The 10,434-nt window shown below is 72.6% G+C and carries 12 protein-coding genes and 1 pseudogene; 7 read left to right on the top strand and 6 right to left on the bottom strand.

The annotated features are described in order from the left end of the window. Positions 1-581: pseudogene (locus ABD401_RS00630) on the top strand (DNA polymerase III subunit gamma and tau); the annotation flags it as partial. 220 nt (positions 582-801) lie between these two features. Here the strand turns inward: ABD401_RS00630 and ABD401_RS00625 are convergent. Genes ABD401_RS00625 through ABD401_RS00610 form a run of 4 tightly spaced genes read right to left on the bottom strand, consistent with a single transcriptional unit; the run spans position 802 to position 3,442 of the window. Then, complete coding sequence (locus tag ABD401_RS00625; RefSeq protein WP_344600485.1) at positions 802-1,368, bottom strand: DUF5063 domain-containing protein; 567 nt, start codon at positions 1,366-1,368, stop codon at positions 802-804. 48 nt (positions 1,369-1,416) lie between these two features. Further along, positions 1,417-2,016, bottom strand: coding sequence for a recombination mediator RecR (gene recR / locus ABD401_RS00620; RefSeq protein WP_019874136.1), 600 nt, complete (start codon positions 2,014-2,016; stop codon positions 1,417-1,419). A 9-nt stretch (positions 2,017-2,025) separates the two neighbouring features. Continuing rightward, a complete protein-coding gene (locus tag ABD401_RS00615; RefSeq protein ID WP_425566025.1) occupies positions 2,026-2,430 on the bottom strand; it encodes a YbaB/EbfC family nucleoid-associated protein in 405 nt (134 codons plus the stop codon). A gap of 28 nt (positions 2,431-2,458) precedes the next feature. After that, positions 2,459-3,442 (bottom strand): phosphatidylinositol-specific phospholipase C/glycerophosphodiester phosphodiesterase family protein, encoded by a 984-nt coding sequence (locus ABD401_RS00610; protein WP_344600482.1) that lies wholly within the window; start codon positions 3,440-3,442, stop codon positions 2,459-2,461. Positions 3,443-3,684: 242 nt separating this feature from the next. On the opposite strand from ABD401_RS00610, the gene ABD401_RS00605 reads away from it, so the two are divergent. The 5 genes from ABD401_RS00605 (at position 3,685) to ABD401_RS00585 (ending at position 8,842) form a co-directional block, all read left to right on the top strand. Then, positions 3,685-4,950, top strand: coding sequence for an aspartate kinase (locus ABD401_RS00605; protein WP_344600480.1), 1,266 nt, complete (start codon positions 3,685-3,687; stop codon positions 4,948-4,950). Beyond that, positions 4,947-6,017 carry an aspartate-semialdehyde dehydrogenase gene (locus tag ABD401_RS00600; RefSeq protein WP_344600478.1) on the top strand — a complete coding sequence of 357 codons (1,071 nt, stop codon included), beginning with the start codon at positions 4,947-4,949 and terminating at the stop codon, positions 6,015-6,017. Before ABD401_RS00605 ends, ABD401_RS00600 begins: the two co-directional genes overlap by 4 nt. A gap of 709 nt (positions 6,018-6,726) precedes the next feature. Next, entirely contained in the window at positions 6,727-7,176 is a 450-nt protein-coding gene (locus ABD401_RS00595; RefSeq protein WP_344600476.1) for a hypothetical protein, read from the top strand. Further along, positions 7,173-7,589: a hypothetical protein gene (locus tag ABD401_RS00590; protein WP_344600474.1), complete on the top strand. Its 417-nt coding sequence runs from the start codon at positions 7,173-7,175 to the stop codon at positions 7,587-7,589. Before ABD401_RS00595 ends, ABD401_RS00590 begins: the two co-directional genes overlap by 4 nt. Continuing rightward, entirely contained in the window at positions 7,589-8,842 is a 1,254-nt protein-coding gene (locus ABD401_RS00585) for a hypothetical protein (protein ID WP_344600472.1), read from the top strand. Before ABD401_RS00590 ends, ABD401_RS00585 begins: the two co-directional genes overlap by 1 nt. Here the strand turns inward: ABD401_RS00585 and ABD401_RS00580 are convergent. Together ABD401_RS00580 and ABD401_RS00575 are read right to left on the bottom strand one after the other, a co-directional pair. Next, complete coding sequence (locus ABD401_RS00580) at positions 8,811-9,380, bottom strand: DUF1990 domain-containing protein (RefSeq protein ID WP_344600491.1); 570 nt, start codon at positions 9,378-9,380, stop codon at positions 8,811-8,813. The genes ABD401_RS00585 and ABD401_RS00580 overlap by 32 nt on opposite strands. 2 nt (positions 9,381-9,382) lie before the next feature. Continuing rightward, positions 9,383-9,961, bottom strand: a complete 579-nt coding sequence (locus ABD401_RS00575; RefSeq protein ID WP_344600470.1) for a hypothetical protein — start codon at positions 9,959-9,961, stop codon at positions 9,383-9,385. A gap of 84 nt (positions 9,962-10,045) precedes the next feature. On the opposite strand from ABD401_RS00575, the gene ABD401_RS00570 reads away from it, so the two are divergent. Beyond that, on the top strand, positions 10,046-10,372 hold the full coding sequence (locus tag ABD401_RS00570) for a hypothetical protein (protein ID WP_344600468.1): 327 nt from the start codon (positions 10,046-10,048) through the stop codon (positions 10,370-10,372). Positions 10,373-10,434 lie beyond the last annotated feature (62 nt).

The raw sequence follows: 10,434 nt of genomic DNA, 5'->3' as shown, positions 1-10,434 counted from the left end.
CCGCTCCGGCGGCCGCGTCCGGGGGGATCGACATCGTCACGGTCCGGCGGATGTGGCCGGAGATCCTCGAGGTCGTCAAGAAGCGCCGCAAGGTGACGTGGATGATCCTGCTCGACAAGGTCCAGGTGGCCTCGGTCGACGGCGACACCATCGCGCTCGCGTTCTCCGACGAGGGGACCCGCAAGGGGTTCCTCAACTCCGCGCACGACGCGCTGCTGCGGGAGTCGATCGCCGAGGTCCTGCGCGCGCAGTTCCGCCTCGACGTCATCCACGACCCGTCCAAGGCGAACGCCCGCCCGGCCCCCGCGCCGGCGATGCCGCCGCCGCCCGCGGCTCCGGCCGCTCCCGTCGCCGCCGCTGCGCCCGCCGCTCCCGCGGAGGCAGCAGCGCCCGTCGCGGCCCCGCGTCCGCCGGTCCGGGAGCCCGAACCCCCGCCGCCCCCGCCCCCACCGGCCTACGAGGACGAGTACGACGCCGCCGCCCCCGACGACGCCGCCGCTCCGGACGACGGCCTCTCCGGTCGCGACCTGCTGATGAAGGAGTTCGGCGCCAGCGTCCTCAGCGAGATCGAGCACGACTGACCCGTCCCGCCCACCCGGCGGCCCGGCGGCCCCTGCCCACCCCCGGCAGAGCGTCGCCACTCGCTCATGCATGAGCAGCGGGCGGACGAATCGGACATTTCGCGCGCGGAATCGACACCCTGCTCATGCATGAGCAGCGGGCGGACGAATCGGACATTTCGCGCGCGGAATCGACACCCTGCTCATGCATGAGCAGAGGGCGAGGGCGGCGGGCGCGGTTCTAGATGCGGGTGACGGCGGGGTCGAGAGCCTGGAGCAGGGCGGTGTCGCCGGTCGAGGTGTCGAGCCGGTCGTGGGCGAGGACGCTGTGGAGCGCGCGCATCACCGTGGACGCGGAGACGCCCCAGGAGTTCAGGTACGAGTACTGCCACCACCACAGGGCCTCGGCCTCGCGGCCGGCCTTGTAGTGCTGGAGGCCGTGGAGCAGGGAGGCGGCGACCTCGGCGAGCTCGTCGGACATCCGGCAGATCATCAGCTCGGGGTGACGCTCGTAGGGGTCGAAGACCTCGGCGTACTCGTCGATCGGCTCGAGGAGGGTGGCGAGGGCGGCACGGAGCTCGTCGAGGTCCGGGTCGGCGCCGGCGTCGGGCTCGAACTGCTCCTCCAGCACGATGTCCTCCATCGTGCCGAGGCGGCCGCCCGCGAGCAGGAGCTGCGCGGTGGCCAGGTGCAGCATCGGGACGGCCTCCTCGGGCGTCGCGGCCCGCGCGCACTCGCGCAGCGCGATCAGGAAGCTCTCGACCTGGTCCGCGATCTGCGTCCCGAAGCTCGCCGGGTCCTCGGTCACCGCGTCACCCCTTCACGTTCGCGGCGCGCGGACAGTCGTCCACGCGCCTCACACATCGAGCAGTCGCCGTCCTTCGAACGCCCGCCCGAGGGTCACCTCGTCGGCGTACTCGAGATCGCCACCAACGGGCAGTCCACTAGCCGGGCGGGTCACTTTCAACCCCATCGGCTTGATCAGGCGCGCGAGATATGTCGCAGTCGCCTCGCCCTCGAGGTTGGGGTCGGTGGCCAGGATGATCTCGGTGACGGTCCCGTCCGCGAGGCGCGCCATCAGCTCGCGCACGCGCAGGTCGTCCGGCCCGACGCCCTCGATCGGGCTGATCGCGCCGCCGAGCACGTGGTAGCGGCCGCGGAACTCGCGGGTGCGCTCGATCGCGACGACGTCCTTGGCCTCCTCGACCACGCAGATCACCGCGGGGTCGCGCCGGGGGTCGCGGCAGATCCGGCAGCGGACGTCCTCGGTCACGTTGCCGCACAGCTCGCAGAACTGGATGCGCTCCTTCACCTGCCCGATCGCCGTGACGAGACGGCGCACGTCGGCCGGATCGGCCGCGAGCAGGTGGAACGCGATCCGCTGCGCACTCTTCGGACCGACGCCGGGCAGGCGCCCGAGCTCGTCGATGAGGTCCTGGACGATGCCTTCGTACAACGAGACCCGCTACCGGCCCGGCGGCAGGCCGCCGAGCCCGCCGCTCGCCCCGAGGCCGAACGAACTCGCGTCCAGGCCCATGCCCTCGACCATGCCACCCATCCCGCCCATCGCGGCGGCGAACGGGCCCATGGCCTGCGCCTGCATCTCCTGGGCGGCGCGGTTCGCGTCGCGGACCGCGGCGACGACCAGGTCGGCGAGGGTCTCGGTGTCGGTCGGGTCGACGACGGACGGGTCGAGATCGAGGCCCACGAGCTCCAGGCTGCCGGTCACGGTGGCGCGCACCGCCCCGCCACCGGCGCTGCCGGTCACCTTGGTCTCGGCCAGGCGCGCCTGGACCTCGAGGATCTGCTGCTGCATCTGCGCTGCCTGCGCGAGCAGGGCACCCATGTCGGGCATGCCGCCGGTGGTCATGAGCGCTCCTTCGAAGGTCGCGGCGAGGTCACGGCGTCCGGTCGACGCCTCCTGCCGGGAGCCTATGTCCTGCGTCCGACCGCCCCGTGTCCGCCGCGGGTCCGTCGTTCGACGCGGTCATCAGGAAGCGCTGTGCCTCGGCGAGGTGGTCGACGTTGAGCAGGTCGACGCCCGCGTCCAGCTGGGTGCGCCAGACGTTCTCGCGGATCCCCGGCGTGGAGGCTGGGGTGGCGTAGAAGCGGATCCGCCGGCCCTGGGAGTGCGCGGTGTCCACCAGCGCGCGCAGGCGCGCGACGTCCGCCGCCGGCATGCGGCCCTTCCCGGACCACGAGAACAGGGCGCCCCAGCGCACGCTGACCAGCGGGATCAGCGTCGCGGGCGCGGTGCCGTCGAGGTCGGAGATGCGGCCGTCGAGCGCGGTGAACCGCTCGGACCGCTCCTCGACGAGGTCGACGGGCCGGTTCCCGGAGACGAGCACAGTGACCGCCCCGGGCTCGACGCCCTCCGGGGTGAAGCGGGTGAGCATCGCCTCGTAGTCGCCGAGGATGCCCTCCAGGGCGCGCCAGGTGCTCCGCGCCTCGGACTTGATGTCGATCAGCAGGGTCAGCGGCGGGTCGCCGGGGGCGTAGACCTTGCCGCCGTTGCGCCCGACCCAGTCGGCGAGCGGGTCCAGGTACGCCGAGCGCAGCGTCGCCCCGCTGACCAGCGCCTCGACGAGCTCGTGGCCGACGCGCAGCTGTCCACCCACGAGCACGACGTCGACCTCGACGGAGGTGAACCCGCGGGACAGGGCGTCGTGCAGGGGCCGGTTGCGGGTGTAGTCGTTGTGGGAGTGACCGTGCGTGAGCGCGACGACACCGGCCGGCCCGAATCCCTCGAACGGCCTAGCCGGGGCGGTAGCCGCGTGGGCGGTGTCGATCGTCCCCCCGGCGACGAGCAGGGCCACGGCCATGCCGAGCACGCCACCGACGCGATTGCGCCGGGACTGCGCGCGACGGCTCGCCCTGGCCACGTGCGGACCCTCCCCGATCCCGGTGTCTCCTGCTCCAGCGACGTTAAGCAGGATCGGCGTCCGGCGTGGCGGGCTTGAAAGATCCGTTGCCGGATCGTTCGGGCCGGTGGACAACCCTGGCGAAAGGGCGACACCCCCTCCGCGGAAGCGCGGAAAGTCCGCAGCGTGCCGGGCCCGTAGAATGACGCCGCAGACCGGGCAGACGCACGCCCGTTCGGGGCCGAGTCAGGGGGTTGTCAGCCGTGGGTCTCGTCGTGCAGAAGTACGGCGGCTCCTCCGTCGCCGACGCGGAGTCGGTGAAGCGGGTCGCGAAGCGCATCGTCGAGACCAAGCAGGCGGGCAACGACGTCGTCGTGGTCGTGTCCGCGATGGGCGACACCACCGACGACCTGATCGACCTCGCCAAGGAGGTCTCGCCGATCCCGCCGGCCCGTGAGCTCGACATGCTGCTCACCGCCGGCGAGCGGATCTCGATGGCCGTCCTCGCGATGGCGATCGCGAACCTCGGCCACGAGGCGCGCTCGTTCACCGGCAGCCAGGCCGGCGTCATCACCGACGCCGAGCACGGCAAGGCGCGGATCATCGACGTCACCCCGGGGCGCATCTCCACCGCGCTGGCCGACGGCGCGATCGCGATCGTCGCCGGTTTCCAGGGCGTCTCCCAGTCCACGAAGGACATCACCACGCTCGGCCGCGGCGGCTCGGACACCACCGCCGTCGCGCTGGCCGCGGCGCTCAACGCCGAGGTCTGCGAGATCTACACCGACGTGGACGGCGTCTTCAGCGCCGACCCCCGCATCGTCCCGGCCGCGCGGCGCCTCCCGAACATCTCCTACGAGGAGATGCTGGAGATGGCCGCCAGCGGCGCGAAGGTGCTCCACCTGCGGTGCGTCGAGTACGCACGGCGCTTTGGCCTGCCGATCCATGTCCGGTCCTCGTTCAGCCACCGCGAGGGCACCTGGGTCGTGAACCGAGAAGGGAACGACATGGAAGACCCGATCATCGCCGGCGTCGCGCACGACCGCAGCGAGGCCAAGGTGACGGTCGTCGGCGTGCCCGACAAGCCGGGCCAGGCTGCGGCGATCTTCTCCACCGTCGCCGGCGCCGGCATCAACATCGACATGATCGTCCAGAACGTCTCGGGTGCCTCGACGGGCCGGACCGACATCTCCTTCACCGCGCCCCGCTCGGACGGCGCGAAGGCGGTGCAGGCGCTGGAGACCATCAAGGACCAGATCGGCTTCGAGGCCCTGCGCTACGACGACCAGATCGGGAAGATCTCGCTGGTCGGCGCCGGCATGCGCTCGCACCCGGGCGTCTCGGCCAAGCTGTTCGCCTGCCTCGCCGAGGCCGGCGTCAACATCGAGATGATCTCCACCTCGGAGATCCGTATTTCGGTGGTCGTCCGCGAGGACGACGTGAACACTGCTGTGGCTGCTGCCCACACCGCGTTCGACCTGGACGCTGCCGACGGCGAAGCCGTGGTTTACGGAGGAACCGGACGATGAGTCCCGCCCGCAACGGAAAGCCCACCCTCGCCGTCGTCGGTGCCACCGGTGCCGTCGGCACCGTGATGCTCGACCTGCTGTCCACGCGTGAGGACGTGTGGGGCGAGATCCGCCTGGTCGCCTCCGCGCGCTCGGCCGGCAAGAAGCTCGTCGTCCGCGGCGAGGAGGTCGAGGTCGTCGCTCTTTCGCCGGAGTGCTTCGACGGGGTCGACGTCGCGATGTTCGACGTCCCCGACGAGGTCTCGAAGGAATGGGCGCCGATCGCCGTCGAGCGCGGCGCGATCGCCGTCGACAACTCGGGCGCGTTCCGCATGGACGCCGACGTCCCGCTGGTCGTGCCGGAGGTCAACCCGGCCGCTGCTCGCCGTCGGCCGCGGGGGATCATCTCCAACCCCAACTGCACGACGCTGTCGATGATCGTCGCGATGGGCGCGCTGCACGCCGAGTACAACCTGCAGGCGCTCGTCGTCGCCTCGTACCAGGCCGCGTCGGGGGCGGGTCAGCCCGGCATCGACGCCCTGCGCGAGCAGATCTCCAAGGTCGCCGGCTCGGACACCCTCGGCACCCAGCCCGGTGACGTCCGCCGCGCGATCGGCGAGCTCGGGCCCTTCCCGGCCCCGCTGGCCCTCAACGTCGTGCCGTGGGCCGGCTCGCTGAAGGAGGACGGCTGGTCCTCCGAGGAGCTCAAGGTCCGCAACGAGTCCCGCAAGATCCTCGGCCTGCCCGACCTGCGCGTCTCCGCGACCTGCGTCCGCGTCCCGGTCATCACGACCCACTCGCTCGCCGTCCACGCGACGTTCGAGCGGGAGGTCACCGTCGACCGCGCCCAGGCGATCCTGCGCGACGCCCCCGGTGTCGTCCTCGTCGACGACCCCGCCAACGGGGAGTTCCCGACCCCGGCCGACGTCGTCGGCACCGACCCGACCTGGGTCGGCCGGGTCCGCCGGGCGATCGACGACCCGCACTCCCTGGACCTGTTCCTCTGCGGCGACAACCTCCGCAAGGGCGCGGCCCTGAACACCGCCCAGATCGCCGAGCTCCTCGCCGAGGAGCTCGCCGAGGGCTGATTCTCCCGCACCGTCAAAAAAGGGTGACACCCCTTACTACGCAGTAAGGGGTGTCACCCTTTTTTGACCGCGCGCGCCTTCCTGGACGCGCTTCACTCGTCGGGAGCAGCCCTGACGCGCCAGACCGGGCGAGTGAGGCCTGGCGCCGGCGAGTAAGGCGCTGCGGAAGACCGCTTAAAAGACCGAGGCCCCGGCAGGGGGGCCGGGGCCTTCGGTTCTGTGCGAGCGACGTCGTCGCGGAGGGGTGAGCCGCGTCGTGGTTCTCGCACTCCGGGGCGTCCAGGGGGGTGAGCGCCGCCGGGGTTCTGGGGGATGGTGCCGGTGTCCGTGCTGCGGGTGGTGCGGGTATCGGTGGTGCCGGAAGGTGTGGTGCTGGGGGGTGGTGCTGGGAGCCGGGCCGGGGGCTCGACGGCCAGTGTCGAGACCCCCGGTTCCCGTCTACCCGGTTTCAGCCCGGAAGGGGGACTGAGTTCCAGAGTCGGGTTGGGGGAGGGTGGAGAACCCGATCCTGAGACCCGTCGTCCGCTCCGACCGGCCGTTGCCGGTGTGCTGCGGTGGTGACACCAGGAGTCTCGGTCGGGGGCCGGGGCACCTTGAGGGTTGGGCCGAACTTTTTTTCGCGAGTTTCCGCCGGCCCCGGCGAGGTGGCTGTTTCCGCAGGTCAGGGGCCGGTCGGCGGGGTCGCCCGGGCGCCGATTACGGTGTCCCGGTGACCCGCCCGACCACCGCCGTGCTCATGATCGCGGCCCTGGTGATCGGGGGCTGGGTCGGCTGGTCCGCGGCGCGGCGGCAGGTCCTGAACCGGGCCCAGGTGCTCGCCCTGATGGGCCTGCAGCTGGGGCTGGTCGTCCAGGCGCTCGCGTCGTTCATCTCGCTCGCGGCCGGCCACGACGCGGCTGAGACGAGCACCCATGTCGTCTACGCGCTCGGGTCGCTGCTCCTGCTCCCGCTGCTGGTCGGGGTGCCGGTCCGGCTCGGGTTCCCGGCGTCGCCGGGCGCGCCGGGGGCGGACCCGCAGTTCGTCGGCGGGATCGAGGTCAAGCCGCCGGACGGCGAGGGCTCCGCGGACCGGTTCCGGGCCGTCGTCGCGGCGCTGGCCTGCGTGTCGCTGCTCGTCATGCTGGAGCGCATGTGGGTGACGTGGAAGAGCGGCTCGTGAGCACCCGCGGCACGGGCGCTCTCACGATCATCGTCGGGCTGTACACGGTGCTCGCGCTGGCCGCGGGCGGGCGCGCCAGCGTCCAGCTCGCCGACGACCCGGGCCACGCGCCGTTCGCGTACGGGCTGACCGCCGTCGCGGCCGTCGTCTACGTCGCCGGCGCGGTGCTGCTGCGCCGGTCGTCGGAGCGAGCGCGGGTGGCTGCGAAATGGGTGTGCATCGGCGAGTTCGCCGGCGTGCTCGTCGTGGGCACGCTGAGTCTGATCGAACGGGACTGGTTCCCCGAATCCTCGGTCTGGTCGATCTACGGTGCGGGGTACGGGTTCGTCCCGTTGTTCCTCCCGCCGGCGGCCCTGTGGTGGCTCGGGCGGGTTTCCCACGAGCGGCCGTCCGCGGCCGGCGGAGGTAAGTGATGCGACGGGCACTGCCGGCGCTGACGGCGGTGGTCCTGCTCGGCGGCCTCGCCGCGTGCAGCGACGACTCCGACTCCGACGACGTCGACGCGCGGCCGAAGCCGTCGGCCACCGCGACCCCGACCGGGACGCGGACCGAGTCGCTCGGCGACGTCGAACTCACCGTGCCCGCGTTCTGGGGGCACCAGACCGGGGACGTCGCGGGCGCGTTGTGGTGCATCTCCGACGCCGCGGTCTCCGAGCCGGTCGTGATCCGGCCCGGCACCCCGGTCGAGTCGACCTGCGCCGGTCCCGAGAACGAGGGCGACCCCGACCCGGCGACGCTGGTCGAGAAGGCCGGGACGTTCGTCTCGCTGAACTTCGCCTCGCTCGAGCCCGACGTCGAGGAGGGCACCGAGGGCGACCGCGAGACGATCCGCAAGGGCGCGGTGCTCGTCCGCGTCCAGGCGCCGTCGGACATCCGGCAGCAGATCGTGGCGACGCTCCGTCAGATCTCGACCGACTCCAATGGCTGCCCGATCACCGACCCGATCTCGGCCGACCCGACGCGCCGACCGGCCGTCGCGTCCGCGGTCGGCTCGCTGTCCGGCATCACGTCCGTCGCGGCCTGCCGCTACGCCGTCCCCGGGGGTCGGTTCGCCGACGTCCCCGAGGAGGAGGACGTCGAGGGCGAGGAGTTCGACGACACCGCGTCGGAGTCCGAGGACCTCGAGTCCGAGGAGGGCACGGACGAGGTGCTCCCTGACGAGATCGACCCGGAGGCGAACCTGCGGCCGACGATCGCGCCGGTGCTCCCGTCCGGGACGCCGCGGACGACGCCGACGCTGCTGTCGTCGCTGCGGCTGACCGGCGACGAGGCCCGGGACGCGGTCCGCGGGATCCGGGAGGCCGACGTCGGCACCGGACCCGACGCCGAGGGTGGCTGCGAGGGCGACGACGCCCGCACCGTGCGCGGCACCGAGGCGATCGTCCTGCGCATCACGACCGCGGCGGGGATCTCGCAGGTGTACCTGCGTTACGGCGGCTGCTCCAACGGCTTCGACGACGGGACCGACGAGCGCAAGCTCAGCCGCGACGTGGTCGCCCCCTTCGTGTCGGGGCCGAACCTGGTGCCCGCGTACGGCGAGGAGTTGCTCGGGATCCTCGACGACCCCGATGCCCCGGCGACCTCCGGCCACGCCGACACCGACTCCGGCGGGACCGCGCCGCCGGAGAACGTCACTACGGAGACGTCGTCCCCGGCTCCGAGCTGACGGACCGTCGGATCGCTTCGCCGTAACGGCGGACGAAGAACTTCTGGATCGCGCGGCCGCCCGGTCCGAGGGCGCGCACGAGCGTGTTGCCCGGCTTGGTGAACGCGGTGATCGTGAGCCAGACGCCGCCGTCGGTGTCCGGGGCGAGGACGAAACTCTCCTCGCCGCACTCGGGGTGGCCGGGCAGGGTGCCGTAGGCGAAACCGCGCCGGTCGGGCTCGTGCAGCGTCCACACGACCCGGCACGGGATCACCAGGGACAGCGGGCGGCCGAGGCCGAGGACGACCGTGCGTCCCTCCGCCACCGGGCCGTCGGCCGCGACCGCCAGCCCGGAGCCGGTCTGGGCCCGCCAGGTCGTCAGCGCGGCCTCGGCGCGGTCGAGCGCCCCGGGCCCGGCGCCGACGCGGACGCGGTGGTGCAGGTGGTGGTAGCCGGCCGGCAGGTCGCCGGCGGTCGCGCCGACGTCGGGGTAGGTGAAGTCGTCCGCCTCCGCCCGCGCGAGGGCCGTCGCCAGTGAGCGGGACGGGCGGACGCGCATCGTCACCAGCGCTCAGGCAGCGTCAGCGGCACGGTGTCGAGGACCTCGCGCACCTCCGGACCACCGGGGCAGAAGTCGACGTCCTGGCCGTCGACCCCGATCGAGGCGTACCACCGCACGCCGGTGCCGAGGGCGTCGATCGGGTCGACCGGGAAGGTCGTCGTCATCCCCTCGGCCGTGATGCGGACGGGGTCCATCACCGGTCGGCGGTCGCCGTCGACGACGATCGCATGCACGAGGTCGCCGTTCTTGCGCCGGTCCGTCGTGAGCTCGACCGACTTCCGGCCGTTCGCGGACACGAAGCCCACGACCCAGCGCAGCGGGTCGTCGCCCGGCGGCTCGGTCGTGTCGAACACGACCCGCACGTTCTTGCCCGTCCGCGCGAGCCGCACCGCCACCAGGTCGAGGGTCGGGTCGACGTTGTCGCCCTGGATGTCGTCGCACGTCAACGTCGTCGGCACCGGCGACCTGGTCACGCTCGGCGTCGGCGCCGCGGTGTCGTCGTCCCCCGAGCAACCCCCGGCCGCCAGCACCACCGCCAGCACCAGGGCGACCGACCCCGCCCCGCGTCGTCCCCGCATCCGCGCTGTCCTTCCCCCGCATCTCCAGTGGGGATCGACCCTACGGCTAGATTCGACGGCGGACCTCGACCCACGGGAGTTGGAATGCTGGCCTGGGTGGCGATCACCGTCGGCGCGATCCTCGCGCTGCTCGGCCTCATCGGCGCGCTCGCGGGCGTCCCGACGCCGGGGGTCGGCGCACGGGTCGAGCCCCGCCTGGACGGGCTGGGTCACCTGCTCCTCGCCGGGTGCCTGCTGGTGAACGGCGGTCGCGACGCCGCGGACTCCGAGAGCGTCGCGATCGGTCTCGTCGGCTCCGCGCTCGGCGTCGCGGGGATCGTCGTCCTCATCCTCACCCGCCGCCGCGCCCCCGCCGCGATCGCCCGCAGCTCCCGCACCCTCTACGGCCGCCGCGACGACACCACCCCGTAGGCCGCTGTGAAAAAAGTGTGACACCCCTTACTGCGGAGTAAGGGGTGTCACCCTTTTTTGAC

This window comes from Sporichthya brevicatena (assembly GCF_039525035.1).
GTDB lineage: Bacteria > Actinomycetota > Actinomycetes > Sporichthyales > Sporichthyaceae > Sporichthya > Sporichthya brevicatena.
This window is presented reverse-complemented; position numbering and strand designations above follow the sequence as displayed.

Bases quoted from the DNA above. Each gene is read 5' to 3' on its own strand.
- ABD401_RS00615 (WP_425566025.1), bottom strand. From the start codon at position 2,430: ATGACCACCGGCGGCATGCCCGACATGGGTGCCCTGCTCGCGCAGGCA.
- ABD401_RS00600 (WP_344600478.1), top strand. From the start codon at position 4,947: ATGAGTCCCGCCCGCAACGGAAAGCCCACCCTCGCCGTCGTCGGTGCC.
- ABD401_RS00585 (WP_344600472.1), top strand. From the start codon at position 7,589: ATGCGACGGGCACTGCCGGCGCTGACGGCGGTGGTCCTGCTCGGCGGC.
- ABD401_RS00580 (WP_344600491.1), bottom strand. From the start codon at position 9,380: ATGCGCGTCCGCCCGTCCCGCTCACTGGCGACGGCCCTCGCGCGGGCG.
- ABD401_RS00575 (WP_344600470.1), bottom strand. From the start codon at position 9,961: ATGCGGGGACGACGCGGGGCGGGGTCGGTCGCCCTGGTGCTGGCGGTG.
- ABD401_RS00570 (WP_344600468.1), top strand. From the start codon at position 10,046: ATGCTGGCCTGGGTGGCGATCACCGTCGGCGCGATCCTCGCGCTGCTC.